Raw genomic sequence first — 21,758 nt, 5'->3', positions numbered from 1 at the left:
TGTAGTTTTTTTGTTACCACTCTATTACTACGGGCAGGTGATCGCTCACTATATTATAGGCATTTACCAGTGCCAGCAGGTTGGTGCCTGCCAGCAGGGTATTATTCGCATTCATATTGCGGGCCTTGCCGATCAAATCCACTACCAGTTCCTGACCGTTTTGAAGGACGGTATTGTAAATGATATTATCATATGCATCGCTCAGATAATTAGCCGGTGGCTGCATGCTGTTGGCCGGTTTGGTTCGTACGCTTGATAAAGTGCCGTTAGGTATGAGGGTAATATAGGTAGCCAAACCCGGGGTAAAGGGGAAAACCTGTACTTGCTGCCCACCGACCTGTTCCTTGTTGTAATATGATGCCGGATTGCAATTGAAATCGCCCATGATGAAAGTGTTGTTCATCGTTGCCAGCTCGATAGTAGGCAGAATAGTACAATAGTTGATAGGAGGGCGGTATTTAACACCATCGGCGCCTTTAGGCGGTGGTGCATGAATGCCTACTACCTGGAAAGAATCGGTGCTGTTGAGCACCTGGAACTTGGCGCCATAAGGCGTGCGTGGGTTGATCCAGTTCTGGGTGGTGTTATTGCGAAAAGCCTGTGCCGACAATACTTTCAGCTTTTTGGTATTAAACAATATGCCCACGGTTTCATGATAGCCTGTTATCTGCGGCACAATATAATCGTATTCATAAGGCGGGTTCTGATTATTTGAATAATTTTCTTCAACAAGCGTGTTCAACTTGGCCTTGATATTATTGAGGGTGGGAAGGCAGGTGCCGCTGATGGCTTTGCCTTTCTGGCTGCCGCCAGTCTTCAGCTCTATGACGACAAAGATATCGGCCGGGTTGGTGCTCAGGTTGGGTACGGCATTCCAGCATGGGTTGCCCATTACCAGCCCCGTAATATAATCGATCACATTATTGCCCAGCCCAAAAGCGTTGAAGATTGGGCTGAATGGATTATTAAGTTTGTTATCACCAATATTCTTGAGATTCCAGGAAACGATTTTCATGATAAATTATTGGTATAGGGTTTAGTGGTTATACTGTAATAATGATAAGATCATTTTACTTTTTCAGATACAGTTTCGCTGTTGGGAGAGTTGGGTAGATTGCTATCAGGGGTCAAGGGGTGTTTTCAGTATAATATTTATCCTGTAAAAGGACAAGGTTTTGTTTTCATAATATATGTGTTATCACGCGGAAATGTATTTGAACTGACTATACAATTTAAATCTTTTTTTTCATTAAACCGGATGTATCATTTTACTTTTTTTTAAACCCGGTTATTTTTTTTGAAAATATGTATGGGCCTGACTAAAAAGTAAAACGAAGGCGTTCAGAATTGCGTAAAAGCAATTTCGGCTCCATTACCTACCCGAGAGGGGATAACCTTTTTGGTCAGCCCCTAATGAATATGATATTTGAAATTACATTTGTATCTGGCTTACATATTCAATAAAATCTTTTTTAAATTTCTCTTTATCAAAATCAGGTATTTCCAAAACATTAATAGCTACAATGGAATTAATAAGTTCGGTTTTAATTCGTTTGGTTAACTCTTCTCTTTGTGCATTTAACATACTTTGGAAATCAGCATCCGGCTACAAATTCCGACAGACACCCGATGACAGGAAAAGGCACGATCAGAGAGGATTAGATAAGCTTGGAAAAGCCTCTTCCTAAGTTGTCAAAGTAGAATTAAACGTACCTATAAAACAGCAAAGCCGCAGGAAAAATCTGCGGCTTCGCTGTTTATCTCTTTCGCTTTTTGTATTTCTTATCATACCAGTCATGCCATTTCTGTAAATCTTCCTTTGTAAAATCAAACTGCCCCAAATATGTAATTTTTCCGGATGAAGGGACTTCCGTTTCATCCTTCATAAACCGTACACAATTAATGCATCCATATAGGGTATCATTGGGCGATGCAGCAACCAGTGAGTCCATTATCCTAAAATAATAAGCACGCTCAATATTCTTTTTGGAAGTATTTATGTAATAGTTATCAACTTGGCCATATATAATATTAGGCACAAAAAACACAGTATTAGTATTCTAAAACGCTGACCTACAGACAACATAGTTTTACATTTACGTCTTCTCCGGTAATAACAATCGTGGTCACAGTTGTCTTAAATAATTACCATCTAACTTAAACCTTCGCTTGTTCATAACTACATAATTCCCAATGGGAATCTCAGTCAATACAGTAAGTGCTATTTTTCTTTCATTAAACTTAATGGGAATCCATCCTGACGACATACCATTCTCAAAAGCAATTTTAACGCTATCTATCTTCTCATATTCTCCCTTACACATTCCAATCATTGGGAGACATTTTATAGTGTCATTATTAACTACCACAAAAGCATCTGTCAGGAGTTCATGCTTGACATTTTCTACAACAGCAATATCACAACTATCAACGAATTTTCTATTTTCTCCATTACTTATTTCAGCAGGAAAATTATTCATTTGAAATGTACTTTCCAATATTAATATACCTTCTGACAATTTCCATGTACCCTCACTTATTTGATGAGTGCCAATAGTATTAGCACTATAATAAAAAGTATTATCCTTTTTCAATATTAAGCTTACAAGGCCATAACTGTCTTTGGCTGAATAGTTGAACTTAAAGGAAATACCTTTCATCCTATCATTTTTAGTAATGCGTTCCTTTTTTAATGTTTGGCAATTGCCACATATTGAAAAGAAAATTATGACAGCAACTATAAAAAGTACTTTCATATTGTCAAAAAGCTTTGTAAAACGGGTTGTTAAATGACTTAGAAACGTGTGACGCAGTGATTCCTTATCAATACTATCAGTATTAAGATTGCCCGTACTATGGAGCGCGTCAATGTTATTTTGGTACCATTCTTTTTGTTCAGCCGGTACACTTTGCAATTGATGCTTCATATCAGCTAGCGTAGCTCTATTCCAACCAAGATATAAAGCATCAACGTCTGGTTGAGTTTCTTGTGATAACATTATTATACTTAAACAGGTACTTAGAGGTTTCATAATGACAGTTTATTACTTGGTTGTTTTTTAGGAAACAGAGGCGGCTTCAAATTTGTTTTAATAGAAGGAATAGCTCTTGGAACAACGCCATGCTCTTCTCTTAATTCAGATTCCTTACTCCTTACATTCAATTCCTCGTTTGGAAGATTGCTGCCTGGATGGTCCGGATCGCTGGAATAATTAGCTGTTCTATAGTCCATCTTACCTTCGAAAATTTTTTCAGTATGTATGAGTTCATGCAACAGACCAATAAATGATGGCCTGCCTGATGTTCCGTCTTCATTTTGGATCCTGCTACCCGGATCAGTTGGATTGTATTCTACTACGGCATCCGTCTCATTACCTGTTCCTACTGATTCTTTTGAAAGCATAAATTTGGAGATAAAAAAATATTTTCTTGCTTATTCATCTGCGGGTAAGGTGAAAGCAAAAACAAACGCTACCTGATTGAGTGGCGTTTGTTTATTTTTATTGACTGATAATTTTAGTTTATCATAAAAGCTGGTATCAGCTTTACATAAATACTATCCATTCCTTTTTCATACATGCCCACATAAATAAAATTTGAACCAGATAATGTTTTTCCTTTTTCTTTAGCTAATGTTTCCAATTCTGCAAAGCGATGCTCTTTTAAATATTTTATAATTGCTGTATCGCTGTCTATTGGGTAGCTATACCTTTCAACTTTTTTACTTAAAAAAGGGGTTTTATAAAAGAGCTTTGAAGTATCGTCTATTATCATTTCACCGTAACTGGATTTCCCCCCTTCAAAACTTACCATGTCTAAAATAATAAACCTATCAATCTTTGAAGTATCTGTTTGTACTCCAAATAAAAGAGCAGCTTTTTCCCTTATCGCATATATACGACTATCATAAGACTGATAAGAAGAACCAGCTTTAATTCCTGCTTTTTGTTGATGCTCTTTATTGATTAATTCAATAACAGATTTACTACTCTTAGTTACTTGCAGCGTAGGACTACAAGATATAAAAATAATTATGCTGAATAATATTTTAATGGCTCTCATATTGTACTATTTTGGTTTTCTATAGATATAACGATTGGCTTCAGGTACAGTTTTAGGATAACTATTTCCAGTTGGACTTGTATTACCTGTATTATAATAAAGATTACGATTTTTACTATCTAATATCCTTGTTTTGTACATGGGATTTCCGTCTCCATCTTGAGAGTAATAAGTACGCAATAGCATCCCTCGTTCGGCTCTAAGATTGTTTTCTACATGCATAAGGAGCTATAAGCAGTGGTTGTATAAGCGGAAGGTCTTATAACGGGAGTAGCTGCAGTATGTTGGGTCATAACAGGCACCTGTGCGCTGCTGGGATGGAATATTCCCAACAGGCAGCAAAATGTGATATATATAGATAGATGTTTGTTCATGGGTTTAATTTTTCCAGGTAAGAATCATATTAGGAGCGGAATTGCCGGTGAAAGTGATGGTGGAGCCAGATGAAACTGTTTTCTGGGTGCCATTTACATCGGCGGTCATAGATATGCCGGAACCAATGTGGCAATAGAAATTGTAAATGTTTTACCATGCTGACCGGGCAAATATTGTACTTAAAGAGTACTGCCTGTTCTGCGGGTAGTGGTATAATGGACGGGGATTGTCCCTTTCCCCAATGACAAATAATTAATAGCATCCACCGAAATAAAATCGTCTTAGTAAGGGTGCGGGTTGTGATATACATAATTGAATACAAAAAATGGCAAAGGGATTATACACCTGTAATAAGTTAGAGGTAATGATTTTGATTTGAACTACAATGCAGTGGAGAAATGGTATGAATTACTTAAATTTAATCAAGCTGTTTTCAAATATATGTAGAAAAGTATGAAAAGGCAATTTTTATGGATGGATACCGGGAAATACGCTTTGAGTATGCGAGTCATGCAGATAGAATAAGGGTGTCATACTGGTATAGTATTGTTCTCTCTGACTGGCAGACCTTACACCAGGATTTGGGTGTTGATGTTGGTTTAGGTTTTGGAATTTTAAAATCATCAGGGTGAATTCAAAGATCCCGTCATATTCAAATCGAGGCAGACCTCTATACCAGCTCCATATTTATGATACGAAATTTTCTCCTACGATGATGTTTTGTTGATAAATACCAGCGGATATTTGATTTTTTTCAGGATAGATAGATACGTTATATGGTTCTTCGCCAATGGCCTCGAATTTTTAAATACCTGGTTCCTGCAGAATCTTTTCAGGATCTACAGTAGTGACATACCTATTCTCCTAAATTATAACGGTACTTTTTCTACGGTTTCAGCAAGAATTTTTATTGTACCTCCAGTAGAATTGGTTTCTATTATGTAACAATTTATTTTTTTGCTGGCTAACACTCCTTTTGCTTTTTGATAGAAATTGATAAGATCAGGATCTTCCTGGATAGCTATCTCGGCGTTTAAAATGGTTTCATCTGCAATAATGCCGAAGTTTAAAGTGGCCTTAAATAAATATACATCCCTAAATATAATTTTTGATTCAGGTTCATCATACCAGTCAATAGTCATTTCAACTGTATCAACATTTCCTGGATCACTTCTATCAATGAAGATATTCTTTAATATAGAATCATGCCAATAGCAATCATTAAAATCAAAATTCATAATGTAGTTTATTCATTTGTTTAAACGGCTGACCTTCCCTTGGATTTATTCGTGAAATACAGCTGATGGTTATAATCTGTGTTAACTCAGGAGAACAGGATCATTTTTCAATGTAAAATTTCTCCTTAAGTAAATATCCTGTACTTCTTCCCCCTGATCCATCATTTACCAGGATATTTCGATCTATTAAGTTTTGTATATCGCGAATGGCGGTGTCATGAGAGCACCTGGCGATCTTCCCCCATTTGGAAGAGGTAAACTTCCCATCAAAGCCATCTAACAGTTTGTTGAGCATTAGTTTTTGTCGATCATTCAAGTCTTTGGTTACCGGATGGTTCCAGAATTTTGCCTTTTTGATGACAGTTGCCAATGTATGCTCAGTAGCATTCAATGCACGGCTTAGGCAGGTAATGAACCATATTATCCATTCAGTGATATCTGTTGCGCCTTTTTGAGTACGTTCCAGGATGTCGTAATAAGCACTTCTTTCTGTTCTGATCTGGGCCGACATGCTGTAGAACCGGCGTGGGGTTTCATCAGCTCTGGCCAGTTGCATATCGTTTATTGCACGGGCTATACGACCGTTTCCATCGTCAAAGGGATGGATGGTTATAAACCATAAATGTGCAATGGCAGCCTTTATTATAGGGTCTATTGTGCTTTCGCTGTTGAACCAGTTAATAAATTGATTCATTTCTGCATCCAGGTTATCGGCATCCGGGGCCTGAAAATGGACTTTTTCCCTGCCTATTCCACCGGAGACTACCTGCATGGGGTCATCCTTGGCATTGTTACGCCAGTTGCCGACTACAATTTTATACATACCACTAAAGCCCGTGGGGAACATGGATGTCTGCCAACCGAATAGACAATCGGTAGTCAATGGTTGGGTATATCGTTGTGTAGCATCCAGCATCATTTCCACAATGCCTTCTACATTTCTGTCAGCAGGGATTAATCCAGCGACTTCGATGCCTAACCGACGGGCGATTGAAGAACGAACCTGATCATGGTTTAATATTTCGCCTTCAATTTCACTGGATTTTATTACATCGAGGGTGAGTGTTTCTAACGTGGCCTCGTCCTGTAAATTGAAGCTTAAACTCTCCATACTACCTAATAGCCTGCCTTGCCTGAAGCGTACATCTGCAAGTATTTCGGTTATTGCTTCCTTATCCCATTGGAAATGGGGCCAATCTTTCAATTGATATATGTAGATGTAACTCATTCTACGTAAGATTTGCGTCAAGTATAGCTAATATTCTTCGCATGAAGAAGTATTCTACGCAAGATTTGCGTAGAATAAGTGGCGTAATCTACGCAAGGGCAGATGAGGAAGGCCATAACCGGTGGTGAGTCTGCTGGGAGCTGCGCTCAAATATTCCAATCTCCCTAGTATAACAATGAAGGCATCACCCACGTGGTAAGACAATCTATCTATCTATGACAGGAACTATACTTGTCTATCTAATTATAGACCTCCAAAGCTATAGCATAGCTATACTGCTACCAGTACACCATAAGTACATTAAAAGTACATTTCTATATCAATTCGATATTGAGGTGTTGATTAAGTGTAGTATTAGTACTCATTTAGTAATATAGTTACACTACAGTTCGGGAGAAGATTTTAATATTGTCCTTATTACCCCAAAAATTGTTTGTTATGGCGCTTGTAAAAGACAACATACTCCTTCAACTTGTCAGAGGTACCCTCGGCGATCAAATCACGATTTACGAACGGAATGGCCAGATTATAATGGCGAAAAAACGTGGCCCGTCAAAGAATAAGCCGACAACGAAACAGCTGGAAGCCCGGTATAAAATGAAAGTAGCTGCGGCTTATGCAAAATTGATCTTGCAGGATCCTGCGCTAAAGGCTTATTATAAGTCACTGGCAGGTCTTGGTCAGAATGCTTACAATATGGCAGTAAAAGATGCATACAAGTCTCCTGAAGTGCAGCAAATACAGTTCGAAGACACGACGGTCGTCGTGACGGCAAAAGATGAATTTAGGGTAGCAGCAGTGGAAATTCGCATAGAAGATGCGGCAGGTAATATACAGGAACGGGGCAATGCGGTATTAGGGCGAAATGGCGTGGATTGGTATTATAAAGGGAAAGGTTTCCCGGCAGGGGGGAGGGTGATAGTGGTGGCGGTAGATCTGCCAGGTAATGAGACGGTGAGAGAGGTGAGATTGGAATAGAAAAGTTTACTTATTCTCAGGGCGTAAAATGCTTGCTTAGTTTCCGTTGTTCACGCCAATTATTTTTACTGCCTGACAAGTAATAGCGGATGCAGTGTCGTTCGTATATGCTACCCCTATAGCTACAAATAACGGTTGATCATTATTTATTTCAATATAAACAGGTCCAGCCTGCAGATCGCTCCTGGCGATCCACGCTGTGCTTCCGGATGTTGTTGTGGAGGTATAAGATGCAAGATCTATTCCTACACCCAACAATATAATTTTACAATAAGCAGTATGCACCGGCCACCCGATCTGGTTGGATGGGATGGTAAGCGTGATCTTATTATCAATGCCTGTTATTATTCCGGCAGGAATGTAATTCGATACCTGGTGATCCGGGTCGAACTCATATCCCTCAAAAAACTTTAAATTTTCAATGAGTATTTGCCGCTCACCTGTTTTGTGGGAGGTGTCTGCATGAATGACATGATGTAGTATAAACTTCGCGAGCCGGTGAAAACGACTGCGATCTGGTTTCATTAAAGCTGCGCAAACCCTGATCAGTTTTGCAGCACGGATGGCGGTTGTAAATTCTGGATTCAGGGTTCTTTTGGAGACTTTCTTTTGAGACTTTTTATTATGAAGATGCAACAATAATTTACTCTTTGCCGGCATAATTAATTTAAATTTTGAGTAGTACAAAATGGCCATGGAAGCCGCATTATGTCTATATTTGTTTTACCCAAAACAATTATAAACAAAATAAATTTCAGCGTATTGAGCAATGAAAAACGGGACGAAATTGACAGTTTTGAGAAATTTACTGTCAATGGCGAGTATGCATATTTATTCCATGAGGTGATAAGAGCAAAGGCGCTCATGTGGATGATAGATGATTCTTTATCTACTGCTTATAGATTATTGAATAAGGCGAAAATTGCGTTGGAGAAACCTTTGACCTATAAGTTGACGTTGGGGGAATTTTGTGTTTATTATCGCGATCAGCGGCCGGAGTGGCTGGCGTATCGATTTTGGAGGTATATGGAAGGTGGAAAGTAAAATTCTTTTTTAGATGATGGATGATTTTCTTTTTGTTAAGCAATCAAATGGGCTTTTCACGAAAGTGGATAGTCGGGGGATTGTGCTCGTGGAGGCTAGGGGAGGATGTTCAAAGATCGTTACCACTGGTGGTCATTACCTGGTGAATAGCACGCTGGGGGAACTGGAAGGGATATTGCCTGAGATACATTTTTGTAGGGTCAATAGATCTTGTTTGGTCGGGATAGGGCATATTAGTGGGTTTACGGTTGAGTCGATTTTTATTTTGGATAAGGAGGTGGCTTTGACAAAGGCGTATGCGGAGAAGTTTTTTGAGCGGGTGAAGGTCGTGTTTTGATTCGTTCATGGTGGTCTTGTGAGGAGGACGATGGCGAGGTTGTTTGTGATAGATTGGCTAAAAACCTTTCGTAAACGTAGTCAAGGCTTTTTAAATATTCATCCCCACCCTCATCCTCCTCTTTTCGATTCCCCAACCCCCACTTTTCGATTCCCCAACAGATTTTCTTATTCCGCACCCATTTCTTGCCGATCATTGCTCCAGGAATACAGGCCGTGCCGGGGATGAAAGAGAGGCACCTTTTATCCCACTGTATCCTATCTTTTTCACCCCTTAAAACAAATATCATGGCAAAATCAGCAGCAATGATCTGGAAATCCGCTTCCGGAACCGTAGGGAAAGAACTTACCATTACCACTAAAAGATCCGGTACTGTCCTGATAGGCAAACACCGCAAGGCAAGTTCTGTAGATCCTACGGAAGATCAACTCAAAGTGCAGCAAAAATTTAAACAGGGCACTATCTATGCAAAAGCTGTGATGCAGAACCCTGATCTGAAAGCACAATACCAGGCAGCGGCAAAAAACGACCAATCTGCCTATAACGTGGCTTTACGGGATGCCTTCAAAGCCCCGGAGATCAATGATGTCAGCACAGCCAACTATACCGGTGCTATTGGTACTACCATCACCGTTAGGGCTACCGATGATTTCAAAGTAGCCGGTGTGAAAGTGCAAATCACCAGTGCAGCGGGAGTATTGCTCGAACAGGGAGATGCTATACTGCTGGAGAATGGGCTGGACTGGTTATACACCGCCACCGTGTTGAATGATGCTGTGCAGGGTAGTATCATCACCGTGAGTGCAAAGGATCTGCCTGCGAATGAAACGGTGAAGGAAATTGTGCTGTAATCTTAATGAGGCTATTGGATGTTAAGTGGCCAGTTGCATCTTAAAACGTCAATTACATTTTATAACCGCAATTGCATTTTAAATCCCCAATTCCACCTTCATACAATCCAATTTCCTCTTAAGAATACCTGTCTGTTTTTTAAAAAGCGCCTGCTTTTTTTCTTAAACCCCGTGTTGCTCCCGATTATTCGGGAGCAACTTTTTTTATAAATATCATAGTATCACTTATGGTACTATCCAATGCTGTATTGCATTTCACGTCATGGTATCACTTGTGATACCCCTGCTCGTTGCAGTTATGTTCCGGTACTTTGCACTAAGATCAAATTCAATACTCACATGAATCACCTATCAACCTTCGAACACCTGGTTAACGCCACCGGTCAAACAGATTTTCCTACCATCCTACATGAAGAAAAAAACAGGATTATCGCCGAATGGCAGCAAAATCTTTATGCAGATGATAACAGATTGAAACAACGCATCCAGCTATATCAAAACAAACTTCTATTCCTGTTGGAAACCATTACGAACCAGTTCCCTCCTGAAATGTTCACCACAGATCAATCAGACGATCAGCTTGTTCAGCTTTCCTTCACCTTGTATGATTTGCTTGTCTACCTTGAAGAGAACTATGCCGCCTACCTGGATCTTTGTTATAACATTTCCCGGCTTCACCTACTATCAGCCCGCGAAGAATTAGCCAGGGAAACACCGCTACTGAACCGGATACTGCCAGACACTGATGTAATGAGAATCGTGATCTCTTCTTTTGAAGAAACCCTGCGATCGGATCATGTCACTTTCCGGCAGCTTTATTATACCAGGGAGTTGAGAAAATGCCTGCGAAACCTACAGCCAGACAGTCTCCCCGAAGATGTAGAAGCTCTATTGCTTTACATGAATTTTAATGATAGTATGTACCTGAAATATAAACTACAGTTGTTATCAGTAGAGATCAATTCGCATCCAACAACTCATCAACAACTAACACAAACAAAATGGTTGTTGAAAATGAATAACCAGCAACAGGAACAGTACGGTTATGCATACGACATTGATCAACTATCCCTAAAAGACCAGATCAGTGACTGGCTAATGCATGAAAGTGAATTCCTGGAATATAAAATCAAGATCGATGAAACAACCCCCTTGCCACAAGAGGTGGCCCGGTGGCACAACTTTAAAGTGAAAGTAGATCTGTCTGTCAATGAATTGGCCTTCCTGTTGCGGGTGATGATCGAACATGGATTGATCCTGAATAACAATAAAAGCGAAGTGGCGGAGTTTTTTGCCAGGTATTTTGCTACGAATAATCAACCGGCTATTTCAGCAGATAGCCTTAGGAGAAAAATGTATGATTATTCTGCATCCAGCATAGAATCAGTAAAGCAATTACTACTTGACCTCTTTCATACGAGTAAACGTATCAATTCTGATTAAAAATCTAGCACTTTTTTTATTTAGTAACACTTTTAAAATCAATTAGTCGCAACCCTGGTTGTCACCCCTGTCACTAGTCTGGCATCGTTTATTGGTCTTCATTTGCATCATAAACAAAACAAAAAATACGCTATGATTTCAAATTTACCTTCGGATGAATTACATCATTTCAAAACAGGCGTGCTGGCTGAAAAGCAGGTAAGAATGACTCTCCCGGAACAGTATACAACGGAGGGAGCTGGCGAGATTAACTACATACGCCATATGAATGCTTTCTATACAAGGTTAAAGAACGAGCGCCGGTTAAAAGCACATCATATCAGTTTGTATTTGTCGCTCTTTATGGCCTGGAACAAAAATCATTTCCGGGATAGTTTCCCTGTATTTCGCGAGCAGGTGATGTCTACCAGTGGAATAGGATCTACCAAAACGTATACCGATAGTCTGAAATGGTTGCATGAATGTGGATATATCATCTATCGTCCCTCCGGGAAAATATATGTTCCCTGCCAGATCAGTATCATTTCTTATACCGGAAGCCGATCGGGTGGTAGCAAATATGCTACTGATACGGGTAGTAAATATGATACAGATACAGGTAGTAAATATGCCACTGATACAGGTAGCAAATATGCTACTGATACAGGGCCTCAAAATGGTACCGTCTCAGTAGCAAAATCGCTACACAATTATAATAATAAACAAATAAACGGGGGAAATGATTGTAAACAGGCACTCCAATCCCCCCAATTAATTATTCATGAAAAAAAAATTCCAACAATGGAAGCTGCCACGCATTGGTTTGCGCAAAAAGGCCAAACGGCCCAGGAAGCCCGCAAATTTTTCTACCATTACGATGCGATTAACTGGCGGTTCGGCACGCAGCCGATAGCGAATTGGAAATCACTCGCATCGAAATGGATCGAGAGTATCAGAATAACCAGGAATGAAAAACCAGGAAAGTTGCATGTCGACAAAAACAAATTATATAGCGAGCCCCTATGATTATCATTTTATGCTGCAGCATGTGTCCAAAACAGGGAAAGATCTTTTCGGCCGCGATTTTGTAATCGAGGATGTTGATAAGCCAGTGATCAACAGGTTGTTATCTTATTTCCTGAAAGATAAAAGAGTGGCGGAATCGGAAGGGATCAGCCTACACAAAGGCATACTCCTCGTTGGTCCGGTAGGGTGTGGTAAAACATCTATCCTGAAGATCATGAGCAATTTTTGCTCTTCGGCGGAAAAACCTGTTTTTCGTTCGTGCAGCGACGTGGTATTTGATTTTAATACGAAGGGATATGAGGGTATTGAACCTTACACCAGGGGGGCGTTTTGGTCATACTCTTCTCAGCCACTCGTCCATTGCTTTGACGACCTCGGACCGGAACCTATAGGGAATTACTATGGAAATAATACCAATGTCATCGCAGAGATTTTATTGTCACGGTACAACTATTTTATTTCCAGGAAAATGATCACGCATATTACGACGAACATGAATAGTGATGAGCTGGAAGGAATATATGGAAATCGCATTCGTAGTCGTATGCGCGAGATGTTTAACCTGGTTGTTTATAGCAATTTGTCAACAGATAAACGAAAGTAACCATGTTCTTAGTAAAAATAAATAATCAATTGGATGGTTCGCGGGTATTGGAAATTTGTGGGCAGGCATTTATAGCGGAGGCTGATGATCATTCCATTGATCGGGCCATCGAACTGGCGGGCTGTTGGGAACCTTACCAGGTCACATACGCAAGAGTGGTGCATTTGAGAAATTGGATCAGGGAGAATGAGGAGTACCAGGTGTCTTTGGTGGATATATATGATATGGTAGGGTGTAAGCGATTTGTAGATAAAGTGATCAATGCTGCATTTGTTGACTTAGGTGGGCGGTACCGGGAAGGTTTTCTTGCAAGGATGAGGGAGAATGAACGAATTTTTTTTGAAGAAGATTTTATGGATACAGTTTGAGTGATTTGAAAATGTAGGAATGAAAAGGGCCTGGTATTCTTGCCGGGCCTGTATTTAAAAGATATTAAGAGTTATTAGGGTTAACATAGAGTAAGTAAGAGTAAGGCGTGGTATTCTTGCCGTGCCTGTATTTAAAGGATATTTATTAGGGTTAAACATAGAGTAAGTAAGAGTAAGGCGTGGTATTCTTGCCGGGCCTGTATTTAGAAGATATTTATTAGGGTTAAACATAGAGTAAGTAAGAGTAAGGACTGGTAATCTTGCTTTGCCTGTATTTAGAAGATATTAAGATATTTATTAGGGTTAACATAGAGTAAGTAAGAGTAAGGCTAGGTAATCTTACCTGGCTTTACTATAAAGATTTTCATCAGAACGGATAATGTGTAAGGCCTGGTAATCCTGCCGGGCCTTTAATTTCCCGTATTCCCCAATGAAGAATGATGCCTCTGGAAATATCTTGAGTATTTATACTTATAATGACACAACAGTTAATAAGGGAGAACTCAGATGGAAACCAATCTGTACGGGTCAAGTCGGCTGGGTATGACAACATTACCAACCAATGTAGAGGATGCGATACCTGCTGCTGATTTAAATATGGCGGGATTGGGTGTAGGGAAATATATTACCTTTACCAGGGGAAAGAAAAGCTTTGAGTTAACAAACCATCTGGGTAATGTACTTGCTCCAGTTTCTGACCGAAAAATTGGCGTGTCAACCAATAATTCTAAAGTAGACTATTATAAACCAATCCTCACATCAGCACAGGAATATTATCCTTTCGGTATGTCGATGCCTGGCAGAGGTGGTCATATAGGCACAGGAAAGAATATTGTGGGTAGCACAGTCGTAAAGGACGGAAATACAATCCCAGCAACACTGACAGTTACTCAGCGAACGAATAATACTCCAGGAACTTATATGGCTACACAGGTGATAAGTTTTGAAGATGGATTTACAAGTGGATCGCCTGATGAGTTTACTACGCTGTTTGTGGATCAGTCAAATGCGGATCGTGGAACAGAGAGTGGGGTAAGTTATGGTATAGCTGCTAGTGGATATAGGTATGGGTTTAATGGGAAGGAAAATGATAATGATGTGAAGGGTGAAGGAAATGAGCTTGATTATGGTATGAGGGTGTATGATTCGAGAATTGGGAAGTTTTTGAGTGTTGATCCACTGGCGACGAAATTTCCACACTATACACCATATCAGTTTTCTGGGAATACGCCAATTCAAGCTGTTGATTTGGATGGAAGAGAAGATATTCATTACATATTTGTTTGGTTAAAGACAGCGTCCGGAAAAGAAACTGTGTTGAAGCTTTTCGGCTGGAGTGAAGGAGAGGCAACAGGAAAGGTTGATAAACAAGGCAGATTAGAATATGATCGCCCTTACAGAGTAGTTGGTCATTACCCAGCGAAAGCTTTTGGGCAAACTATTTTTGTAAATGCGGAGTATAAATCAGAAGCTGAATTTAGCCATGCAAAGGCATCAGATTTTTATGCTTCAACTATTGTAGAAGGTTCAGGAAAAGCAGCCGAATTCGCTAATGATTTTGGCTTTGCTTTAAATATGGGATTTGTTGGGGCAAGCCTTGGAAAATTATCTAAACAGCTTATAACAGAATATGTTGAAACAAAAACTGCCCAATATACAAATGCGCTTGCAGATAAGGCCGTTTTGAATAAATTAGTAGAGGCAAATATTCAGCAAACATTAGAAAAGGCTAATTTAAATGGTGCTACTGCAGTGAATAAATATGCAGAATTGAAGGCTTTTGCTGAGTCAGGTAGGGCAACCAGTGTTTATGGCATAATAAACAAAAAAATTGCTGATCAAATGTTGTATGGAAAATTGACAGGAGAGTTAATTGATGAGACAATATTACATCCATATACTACAAGAGTCTCTACAAATAAAGCAACAGGAGTAGAGTCTACAGTTTTTTATCAAGAAAATGGATCCTACGTAATAAGAGAAAATAATGCTAATAAAATTATTCAAATTAGCGATAGGACAGTTCCTGATTGGATTCCTGATGATAATATTATTAATCCATATATTCCTAAAAAATAATTATAATGAATGAAGTTGAAATTTTTTTTCAAGAAAAAGCAATAAAGCGAGGTGGGGTTGTTTTATATTCAAAACAGGACACTTTGGATTTTATTAAAAAGTGTAAAGATTGCGACATTGGTATTCTTGGAATAGACGGATTCTATATAAAAGAGACAAATATTCAGCCAAGTTTGGACAATAGCATTGATTATTCAGCTGATTTATCAAATAATTCTATTTATGATTATGATAACGCATTGGAATTTGTTTCAAAACGTGATGACAATCTTTTTTTTGAAATAGTATGTGATTAACTGCAAGGCTTCGTCTCATAAATAATAATTGCTTCATTTTTTATAACGTGGTTGCTACATCGAAAGAATGATCACCAGTATAATTTCAAGCGATTATATAGGAGGATGAATGGATGTATAAGAGGTGATGATGTGAATAGCTTCAATTTTTATTACTGAACATGACAAATAAGGCACCTTATACCATAAGGTGCCTTATTTTATTTACTTAGCGGTCACATTATAGGATGTCTCACAGTTGTTTAATTGTATAAATGCTAAGGTTTTTACCATATTCCTGGGAGGAAATAGAGACATGGCCTTATTAGACTGGTTTAAAGAGATAGTGGTTATAAACGAGAGGTATTATCCCCTCATATTCTAATTATTACCAGGGAAAGCTTTTGGTTCTTGGAACGGGAAATAAGAAGTTAGCAGATTTTTCCAATGATTCATGGAACATTGCAGCAGCTACATTAGTGTATTTACGTGCGTTACAAAATAGTCCGGATCCTGAAATAAGGCGAAGATTTGAGGTGCTGAATAGTAGTCCTAGATACCATATTATTTCTGTAAGAACAACTAGGATATTAAAAGCAAGAAATTGGTATGGTGATTCATGGGAAACTACGGAAGGAAACTTTGTGGCGTCACCATTAGAGACGGATAGTTACAAGATGAGGAATGGGACTAATATAGGATTTGCCCCTTTAGATTGGTATTTAACCCAAAAAGGTTCTATAAGACATTCGATTATTAGTTTGACACATGAGATGCTTGGACATTCATATTACCAGGAACTGGGGGAAAAGTGGCCTAATGATTCTCTTTCTAACCGTAGCGTTAAGTGGAATGAAGTGGTAGCTGTAGATATAGAAAATTATATGCGTGCAATGTTGAGAGAAGAAATTAGAATAAATTATGATGGTAAAAGAATTGACGACAGTGAGAGAAATATTGATTTGCCGCATATTGGTGTATTCCCTCCTCTAATGCAAATTCAATCGCTTCCAACGCCTGCGAATTTGAATAAATATATTCAAAACAAATAGTGTATATTCAACTGTTATAATTAAAACGATGTACTTTATTCAAAATTATATTAAACCTATACTATACATAGTTACGTTTACCACAATTATGTTTGCCACAGCTTGTAAAGAAAATCAGAAAGAAATTGTAACTATTCATGCGGTCGGCCTTAGTGCCGATACTTTGAATATAGGCCCTATGTTTTTTCTTAATAGGGATACGGGTTTTATAGCTGGGTGCTCTTTGGTTAATACTAAAAACCCAAATTACCCTGGAAAAGATGATAGGGAATATTTACGTACTAAATGGGAAGCAATATTGTTCAAAACAATAGATGGAGGTAAAACCTGGACGAATAAGATTTTTGGAGAAGGTTGCATAGTCCAGATTGACCGATTTGGAGACTCTATTATTGCTCTTATGAAGAATAATTATTACACAAGGGTTTTTACCAGTTCTGTCTATAGTCCGGATAACTGGAGGGAGATTTCATCTTTCCCCAGATATGCATCTCAAATATTTTTTTCTGGAGATCAAATGGCGGCAATAGCAACAGACAGCTTTAAATTTCACAATTTTTTATGTTTTTCTGATAATGGAGGTAAAAACTGGAGTGCCAATTATGATCCTATTCATGTTCCTTATCAGGTCCCTGTATTGAAGGATGATAAGTTGTTCTATTTAGCCAGACATGCTGGTGACAATCGATATCCTGATTCTTTAGTGGTGTATGATATCCATAGCCATATTGATCAGGTAATAACGTTACCAAAGGGTTTTGTATGTCTTGATTTCACCTGTTTTCAGAACAGTATTAGACTAACTGGCATGATGGGTGGAAAAATAGCTGTTTATGCTGTTGAACAAAATCTAGGATTTAAAGAACAATATACTTATGCTGCTAATAATATCTCCGGGCCATTACGTTTTTATAAAAGTAGTAATGCCGACTGGATTTTCGCCGTCGAAAAGAATGGGCAGAAGAAAAAAATTGTAATAATTAAAACATCCGACAATGGGAGGAGTTTTAAGACATTCAAAGTTGATTATATCCTCAATATTTACCTTCGTTCCTTTATTGAACAGGATAGTGTGGTAAAAGCATGGTTTTTCGATGGATCAGAGAAGTTTCAGGTATTTGAATCAGGAAATAAATAAGCTTTCTTAATATTGATTAAAATCCATTTGAAAAAGGTATAGGAGAAATTCTATACCTTTTTATTTATATAGTTAGGCAGACAGAGTTGATGTAAACGTTGAGCCACCTATGGATACAGGGAAGAATGTAGGAGGTAGTACCATCATTATAGTCAGGAGATACAATCCCAATAAAACTGACAGTTACTCAGCGAATGAATAATAATACCCAGGAACTTATAAGTCCAGGGATACATAAAGCTTATTCTATGATTTAACTTAGAGTATGTTTAAATTTCAGTGGGTCCAAAATTAGGAAAGTACGAATCGATCAATTAGTTTGGATTTTCGTTTCATCCATATGAACGTACCGGCTTTTAATTAAATCCTCCCACAGCAGATCCCACAAGGGTCTTAGCACATCGATAGTCGCATTAATCCAGTTCTACAGGGTATTATATTTTAAATCAATGCTGTATTGCTTAAAGCGTTGTTGTATCCTGTATAATGGCATATGGTAGATGAACTTTTCTATTAAAAGCATTACCAATAGCGTAATATCAGCTTTACTTTTAGGGATTGGATGAGAGGCTGGCGGCGCAATCAGTTGTTTGTATTTCCCTCTTTCATCCGCTTTAATAATATAAATATCGCGCTCTTCCACGTTCACATATAATTTCATCATCTGTACAGCCAATCTTTCAGTGCGCTCTGTACCCACCTTTACGGCACCAGCAGGAACATCCTGATCTACCCTTATTACACAACGCATCAGGTGATCAGGTAATGCATGACGGCCAGGGTGTGGTAGTGGATCTGCATTTTTTGCCACTACTACCATGCGCCCTTTTATTTTCTTCGCATCTTTGAGCTGTACTGAACCTTCATGATCGGCAGGTTCATCAAAAAGCCGGCCTTGTACACTGTCCTTATTTTCTGCAGGTGCAGCCGTGATAAAACGTTTTTCGCTTCTTCTGCCGTAAATCATTTTTCTCAGCTGCATCCACTGATAGCGGAGCATTTTATAATCGAAGAGATCACCTTTGTTTTTCTGCAGGCGATTAAGTTGTTCGCTGACTACATTATAGAGCTTACCAATAAGCAGTATATGCTGCTGGTTTTTCTCCTCCAATGATACGATGGTCTGCGCATCCAGCTTTTGTTTCGTTAATAACGTGGTAATTGTCTGGTCACGATCAGTAATAATTATATCCTTCTGTATATGACTCTCTAATAAATTCTGGTTAGCCTGCTGAAGGCTCATCACAGGTTGCTTTAGCATGGCTATCATTTGCAACGCAGCTGATAACTGCAATTGACAATCTGTAGCCTTATGTGATGAGGAGCGTTTCATATTTACATATGCAAATAACAAAAAGCAGATCATTTTTAGTTGATCTGCTTCAGGAAATTTCACACAATATTCCATATATTCCTGGGGATAAACCTGCCCGTAATTTTGATTTTGAAAAAGACCAGGCCGAAGCGCTATTACAAAAAATCTACTCCTTAAGTTCTTAATATCTTATACTCTTTTTTGAGTATGGTGAAGCATGAGCCCATTAAGCAAAGACAGCACTTCAACTGCTGTTAATTTAATACTCCCGTTTTCTGCGGTCATTTCAGGCAATGTAAAACGATCTCTTTGCCTGCGGTACAGTAGTGTGAATCCGTTATTTTCATGCAGCAATAGTTTCAGGTGAGTACGATTCTTATTCAGAAAAATAAATACCTCTTTCTGGTTTTTCTCAACACGTCTGCTCATATATTTTTCTACCACACCACATAAGCCGTCAAATGACTTGCGCATATCTACTTCAGAACAACAAAAGTAGAATTTATAGGTATCGGTCAGCACCAGCAATGCGCTCATGATAAAATCGCTTTTAACTGTTCAATCCAAAGACCTCCGTAAATCTTAATCACTTTCACCTCCATTTGCAACGAAGCCTCAGGTTGAGGAATGCCGGTTATCTCCAGCGGAATAAAATCAGCTTGTGGTTCCGATGCTTCTCCAAATTTTTTGCGCCAATAGTAGAAGGTTCCAGTATTTACGCCTATCTTCTCGCAGTACGCGCGAACGGACAATCCCTCACTATCTTCAAAACCACGCAAAAATTGATTAATCTCCGCAGGGGTATGTTGGTTTCTAGCGCTTTTTACAGTATTGTTTGATTCCATTTCTTTGGTATATTTTAGTATCCAAAAATATCACCATTCTGCCTACTGTAGTGCAAGGGGAAGTATGGGGTTAGTGGAAGGATTACTGTGGTATTACAAGTGCCGTAAAGATGGTTGTAAATGCAATAAAAGTGCTAAAAGGATGCACGAATTATTTGAGCAGTTCCATTCGGTACCTATAATTGCTGGGCTTTTCTCCTCTATGGGTTAGTAGGCGCCTCAAAAGTTCAACTAGACTGGAATCGGTCAATGTAATCTTTAGCTTCTTTCATTGAGCATTTTGTTACTTTGTGTCTTAACTATTGCTCCTGCAAGGGCTTTTTTTGTTTTGCAGAGCAATATTTGTATCTCTTATAGTGTGTCAGGAAGAATTATCATACTGTTAATATAAAAAAAGCGCCTTCAGATGAATATGAAAGCGCTTTTAAAGACAAAAGATTTACCACCTCAATATTGAAAATCCGGATGACTAATGATCTTCGTGTAATTTTCCTTTAAATATTCTTTAGCCCATTTCTCAAAAACATTATAGTAATGAAGAAACAATTCAGCCACTAACAATATAAATATATTACCATTATCCAATACCATTTGGGAGTTTGTAACTAAAAAGATATCCTCTCCAGGTATCTGGAATATAAATGGTTCATCTTTTCTATAATGAGGAATTAACCGCTGGTGTTCATTCGTCGTATATGTTACATATTGATTATATAAAAACAAAAAAGAGCGTCTGCAGAATGTAAAAGACTTTAGATCGGTTTGCAGATTACATTTAAAAACCTTTCCGTTAATTTTGAATAATAAATCTGGGAAAAAATAGTCTGGAAGACTGCTGAAAGACATATCATTCCTCATTCTATCAAAGACAATAGATACTCCTTCAAAAAGCTCTTTTTCAATCTGAGATGATATATTGTTCTTTTTAAAAGACGGAAGAGATGAGAATATTAAATCATCAAAATATTCCACAAAATTCTCCTTTATCAGAAAATATGGACGAGGAAAAGAAGCTACTGCGGTCTCAAAAGAATTATATGTATCCTGCCGAAAAAATTGATAGCTTTTTGTTCCAATGTCTTTTATGTATTTAAATTGATGCCCGAATAGATTCAGGTCTTCTAATCTGCAATACTCAGGTCTTTTATCACGCACTCCCATCCAATCTAATTCATCAAAATCGACCACTCCAATTTTCCTATGCCATACAAGAAATTCCTGAAATGAAAAATTAGAATAAAATAGTTTGTTTACCATCTCTGCATAATTCGGCGAATTCTCAAAATCCTCCATTAACAATTTATGGTAACCAGATATACCCGGCCGAATGAACTCAGCTATAAAATGTACAAAATGCATTTGAGAAATTTTTACAAAACTAATAATAAATACAATAAAGCTTCAGCAGTTATCGCTAATCCAGCAGCCGGAGCAACCAGAACTGGTTGTTTTGGGGCATCCTTCTCTTGTGATTTATGATAAGGAGATAATACTGCTTGAGGTTTGTAATCGGCAATTACA

The 21,758-nt window shown here is 38.4% G+C and carries 27 protein-coding genes; 12 read left to right on the top strand and 15 right to left on the bottom strand.

Features of this window, described 5'->3' with window-relative positions:
* Window positions 1-13: 13 nt before the first annotated feature.
* The 9 genes from BW716_RS25890 to BW716_RS25860 form a co-directional block, all read right to left on the bottom strand.
* Window positions 14-1,015, bottom strand: coding sequence for a hypothetical protein (locus BW716_RS25890; protein ID WP_083727559.1), 1,002 nt, complete (start codon window positions 1,013-1,015; stop codon window positions 14-16).
* 417 nt (window positions 1,016-1,432) lie between these two features.
* Window positions 1,433-1,585 carry a hypothetical protein gene (locus BW716_RS36940; RefSeq protein WP_179091273.1) on the bottom strand — a complete coding sequence of 51 codons (153 nt, stop codon included), beginning with the start codon at window positions 1,583-1,585 and terminating at the stop codon, window positions 1,433-1,435.
* Between the two features lie 172 nt (window positions 1,586-1,757).
* A complete protein-coding gene (locus BW716_RS38510) occupies window positions 1,758-1,886 on the bottom strand; it encodes a hypothetical protein (RefSeq protein ID WP_255373902.1) in 129 nt (42 codons plus the stop codon).
* A gap of 240 nt (window positions 1,887-2,126) precedes the next feature.
* Window positions 2,127-3,032, bottom strand: a complete 906-nt coding sequence (locus BW716_RS25880) for a hypothetical protein (protein WP_143709037.1) — start codon at window positions 3,030-3,032, stop codon at window positions 2,127-2,129.
* Complete coding sequence (locus tag BW716_RS25875; protein WP_083727554.1) at window positions 3,029-3,403, bottom strand: M91 family zinc metallopeptidase; 375 nt, start codon at window positions 3,401-3,403, stop codon at window positions 3,029-3,031. The genes BW716_RS25880 and BW716_RS25875 overlap by 4 nt, the downstream gene beginning before the upstream one ends.
* A 113-nt stretch (window positions 3,404-3,516) precedes the next feature.
* Entirely contained in the window at window positions 3,517-4,062 is a 546-nt protein-coding gene (locus BW716_RS25870; RefSeq protein ID WP_083727552.1) for a hypothetical protein, read from the bottom strand.
* A gap of 212 nt (window positions 4,063-4,274) precedes the next feature.
* Window positions 4,275-4,436 (bottom strand): hypothetical protein, encoded by a 162-nt coding sequence (locus tag BW716_RS36935; protein WP_179091272.1) that lies wholly within the window; start codon window positions 4,434-4,436, stop codon window positions 4,275-4,277.
* An 870-nt stretch (window positions 4,437-5,306) separates the two neighbouring features.
* Window positions 5,307-5,675 carry a hypothetical protein gene (locus BW716_RS25865; protein WP_083727550.1) on the bottom strand — a complete coding sequence of 123 codons (369 nt, stop codon included), beginning with the start codon at window positions 5,673-5,675 and terminating at the stop codon, window positions 5,307-5,309.
* A 100-nt stretch (window positions 5,676-5,775) separates the two neighbouring features.
* On the bottom strand, window positions 5,776-6,903 hold the full coding sequence (locus tag BW716_RS25860) for a Fic family protein (protein ID WP_179091271.1): 1,128 nt from the start codon (window positions 6,901-6,903) through the stop codon (window positions 5,776-5,778).
* 438 nt (window positions 6,904-7,341) lie between these two features.
* On the opposite strand from BW716_RS25860, the gene BW716_RS25855 reads away from it, so the two are divergent.
* Window positions 7,342-7,881 (top strand): hypothetical protein, encoded by a 540-nt coding sequence (locus BW716_RS25855; protein ID WP_083727548.1) that lies wholly within the window; start codon window positions 7,342-7,344, stop codon window positions 7,879-7,881.
* A gap of 36 nt (window positions 7,882-7,917) precedes the next feature.
* Here the strand turns inward: BW716_RS25855 and BW716_RS25850 are convergent, their stop codons facing one another.
* Window positions 7,918-8,541, bottom strand: a complete 624-nt coding sequence (locus BW716_RS25850; RefSeq protein WP_083727546.1) for a hypothetical protein — start codon at window positions 8,539-8,541, stop codon at window positions 7,918-7,920.
* 102 nt (window positions 8,542-8,643) lie between these two features.
* Between BW716_RS25850 and BW716_RS25845 the strand changes: the two genes are divergently transcribed.
* The 11 genes from BW716_RS25845 (at window position 8,644) to BW716_RS25795 (ending at window position 18,077) form a co-directional block, all read left to right on the top strand.
* Window positions 8,644-8,925, top strand: coding sequence for a hypothetical protein (locus BW716_RS25845; RefSeq protein WP_143709036.1), 282 nt, complete (start codon window positions 8,644-8,646; stop codon window positions 8,923-8,925).
* Between the two features lie 13 nt (window positions 8,926-8,938).
* Window positions 8,939-9,262, top strand: a complete 324-nt coding sequence (locus tag BW716_RS25840; protein ID WP_083727542.1) for a LytTR family DNA-binding domain-containing protein — start codon at window positions 8,939-8,941, stop codon at window positions 9,260-9,262.
* Between the two features lie 287 nt (window positions 9,263-9,549).
* A complete protein-coding gene (locus BW716_RS25835; RefSeq protein WP_083727540.1) occupies window positions 9,550-10,113 on the top strand; it encodes a hypothetical protein in 564 nt (187 codons plus the stop codon).
* Between the two features lie 339 nt (window positions 10,114-10,452).
* Complete coding sequence (locus BW716_RS25830; RefSeq protein ID WP_083727538.1) at window positions 10,453-11,556, top strand: hypothetical protein; 1,104 nt, start codon at window positions 10,453-10,455, stop codon at window positions 11,554-11,556.
* Between the two features lie 132 nt (window positions 11,557-11,688).
* Window positions 11,689-12,561, top strand: a complete 873-nt coding sequence (locus BW716_RS25825) for a hypothetical protein (RefSeq protein ID WP_083727536.1) — start codon at window positions 11,689-11,691, stop codon at window positions 12,559-12,561.
* Complete coding sequence (locus tag BW716_RS25820; protein ID WP_143709035.1) at window positions 12,524-13,165, top strand: ATPase; 642 nt, start codon at window positions 12,524-12,526, stop codon at window positions 13,163-13,165. Before BW716_RS25825 ends, BW716_RS25820 begins: the two co-directional genes overlap by 38 nt.
* 2 nt (window positions 13,166-13,167) lie before the next feature.
* A complete protein-coding gene (locus BW716_RS25815) occupies window positions 13,168-13,533 on the top strand; it encodes a hypothetical protein (RefSeq protein ID WP_083727532.1) in 366 nt (121 codons plus the stop codon).
* Window positions 13,534-14,076: 543 nt separating this feature from the next.
* Window positions 14,077-15,612, top strand: a complete 1,536-nt coding sequence (locus BW716_RS25810) for a colicin E5-related ribonuclease (RefSeq protein WP_179091270.1) — start codon at window positions 14,077-14,079, stop codon at window positions 15,610-15,612.
* A 5-nt stretch (window positions 15,613-15,617) separates the two neighbouring features.
* Window positions 15,618-15,908, top strand: a complete 291-nt coding sequence (locus tag BW716_RS25805) for a hypothetical protein (protein ID WP_083727528.1) — start codon at window positions 15,618-15,620, stop codon at window positions 15,906-15,908.
* A 383-nt stretch (window positions 15,909-16,291) separates the two neighbouring features.
* Entirely contained in the window at window positions 16,292-16,939 is a 648-nt protein-coding gene (locus BW716_RS25800) for a hypothetical protein (protein WP_083727526.1), read from the top strand.
* 88 nt (window positions 16,940-17,027) lie between these two features.
* Complete coding sequence (locus BW716_RS25795; RefSeq protein ID WP_143709034.1) at window positions 17,028-18,077, top strand: hypothetical protein; 1,050 nt, start codon at window positions 17,028-17,030, stop codon at window positions 18,075-18,077.
* A gap of 310 nt (window positions 18,078-18,387) precedes the next feature.
* Here the strand turns inward: BW716_RS25795 and BW716_RS39075 are convergent, their stop codons facing one another.
* The 5 genes from BW716_RS39075 to BW716_RS25775 form a co-directional block, all read right to left on the bottom strand.
* Window positions 18,388-18,495: a hypothetical protein gene (locus tag BW716_RS39075; RefSeq protein ID WP_143709041.1), complete on the bottom strand. Its 108-nt coding sequence runs from the start codon at window positions 18,493-18,495 to the stop codon at window positions 18,388-18,390.
* Window positions 18,496-18,501: 6 nt separating this feature from the next.
* Window positions 18,502-19,410 (bottom strand): hypothetical protein, encoded by a 909-nt coding sequence (locus BW716_RS25790; protein WP_179091268.1) that lies wholly within the window; start codon window positions 19,408-19,410, stop codon window positions 18,502-18,504.
* Between the two features lie 171 nt (window positions 19,411-19,581).
* Window positions 19,582-19,929, bottom strand: a complete 348-nt coding sequence (gene tnpB / locus BW716_RS25785; protein ID WP_083727520.1) for an IS66 family insertion sequence element accessory protein TnpB — start codon at window positions 19,927-19,929, stop codon at window positions 19,582-19,584.
* Entirely contained in the window at window positions 19,926-20,237 is a 312-nt protein-coding gene (locus BW716_RS25780) for a transposase (protein ID WP_083727518.1), read from the bottom strand. Before BW716_RS25780 ends, tnpB begins: the two co-directional genes overlap by 4 nt.
* Window positions 20,238-20,684: 447 nt before the next feature.
* Window positions 20,685-21,596: a hypothetical protein gene (locus tag BW716_RS25775; RefSeq protein ID WP_083727516.1), complete on the bottom strand. Its 912-nt coding sequence runs from the start codon at window positions 21,594-21,596 to the stop codon at window positions 20,685-20,687.
* Between the last annotated feature and the right edge of the window lie 162 nt (window positions 21,597-21,758).

The sequence above is a fragment of the [Flexibacter] sp. ATCC 35208 genome (genome assembly GCF_001975825.1).
Classification (GTDB): Bacteria; Bacteroidota; Bacteroidia; order Chitinophagales; family Chitinophagaceae; genus Chitinophaga.
This window is presented reverse-complemented; position numbering and strand designations above follow the sequence as displayed.

Excerpts from the sequence above, each read along its gene's own strand:
- BW716_RS25890 (WP_083727559.1), bottom strand. The coding sequence starts at position 1,015 with ATGAAAATCGTTTCCTGGAATCTCAAGAATATTGGTGATAACAAACTT.
- BW716_RS36940 (WP_179091273.1), bottom strand. The coding sequence starts at position 1,585 with ATGTTAAATGCACAAAGAGAAGAGTTAACCAAACGAATTAAAACCGAA.
- BW716_RS38510 (WP_255373902.1), bottom strand. The coding sequence starts at position 1,886 with ATGAAGGATGAAACGGAAGTCCCTTCATCCGGAAAAATTACATATTTG.
- BW716_RS25880 (WP_143709037.1), bottom strand. The coding sequence starts at position 3,032 with ATGAAACCTCTAAGTACCTGTTTAAGTATAATAATGTTATCACAAGAA.
- BW716_RS25875 (WP_083727554.1), bottom strand. The coding sequence starts at position 3,403 with ATGCTTTCAAAAGAATCAGTAGGAACAGGTAATGAGACGGATGCCGTA.
- BW716_RS25870 (WP_083727552.1), bottom strand. The coding sequence starts at position 4,062 with ATGAGAGCCATTAAAATATTATTCAGCATAATTATTTTTATATCTTGT.
- BW716_RS36935 (WP_179091272.1), bottom strand. The coding sequence starts at position 4,436 with ATGAACAAACATCTATCTATATATATCACATTTTGCTGCCTGTTGGGA.
- BW716_RS25865 (WP_083727550.1), bottom strand. The coding sequence starts at position 5,675 with ATGAATTTTGATTTTAATGATTGCTATTGGCATGATTCTATATTAAAG.
- BW716_RS25860 (WP_179091271.1), bottom strand. The coding sequence starts at position 6,903 with ATGAGTTACATCTACATATATCAATTGAAAGATTGGCCCCATTTCCAA.
- BW716_RS25855 (WP_083727548.1), top strand. The coding sequence starts at position 7,342 with ATGGCGCTTGTAAAAGACAACATACTCCTTCAACTTGTCAGAGGTACC.
- BW716_RS25850 (WP_083727546.1), bottom strand. The coding sequence starts at position 8,541 with ATGCCGGCAAAGAGTAAATTATTGTTGCATCTTCATAATAAAAAGTCT.
- BW716_RS25840 (WP_083727542.1), top strand. The coding sequence starts at position 8,939 with ATGATGGATGATTTTCTTTTTGTTAAGCAATCAAATGGGCTTTTCACG.
- BW716_RS25835 (WP_083727540.1), top strand. The coding sequence starts at position 9,550 with ATGGCAAAATCAGCAGCAATGATCTGGAAATCCGCTTCCGGAACCGTA.
- BW716_RS25830 (WP_083727538.1), top strand. The coding sequence starts at position 10,453 with ATGAATCACCTATCAACCTTCGAACACCTGGTTAACGCCACCGGTCAA.
- BW716_RS25825 (WP_083727536.1), top strand. The coding sequence starts at position 11,689 with ATGATTTCAAATTTACCTTCGGATGAATTACATCATTTCAAAACAGGC.
- BW716_RS25820 (WP_143709035.1), top strand. The coding sequence starts at position 12,524 with ATGTCGACAAAAACAAATTATATAGCGAGCCCCTATGATTATCATTTT.
- BW716_RS25815 (WP_083727532.1), top strand. The coding sequence starts at position 13,168 with ATGTTCTTAGTAAAAATAAATAATCAATTGGATGGTTCGCGGGTATTG.
- BW716_RS25810 (WP_179091270.1), top strand. The coding sequence starts at position 14,077 with ATGACAACATTACCAACCAATGTAGAGGATGCGATACCTGCTGCTGAT.
- BW716_RS25805 (WP_083727528.1), top strand. The coding sequence starts at position 15,618 with ATGAATGAAGTTGAAATTTTTTTTCAAGAAAAAGCAATAAAGCGAGGT.
- BW716_RS25795 (WP_143709034.1), top strand. The coding sequence starts at position 17,028 with ATGTTTGCCACAGCTTGTAAAGAAAATCAGAAAGAAATTGTAACTATT.
- BW716_RS25790 (WP_179091268.1), bottom strand. The coding sequence starts at position 19,410 with ATGAAACGCTCCTCATCACATAAGGCTACAGATTGTCAATTGCAGTTA.
- tnpB (WP_083727520.1), bottom strand. The coding sequence starts at position 19,929 with ATGAGCGCATTGCTGGTGCTGACCGATACCTATAAATTCTACTTTTGT.
- BW716_RS25780 (WP_083727518.1), bottom strand. The coding sequence starts at position 20,237 with ATGGAATCAAACAATACTGTAAAAAGCGCTAGAAACCAACATACCCCT.
- BW716_RS25775 (WP_083727516.1), bottom strand. The coding sequence starts at position 21,596 with ATGCATTTTGTACATTTTATAGCTGAGTTCATTCGGCCGGGTATATCT.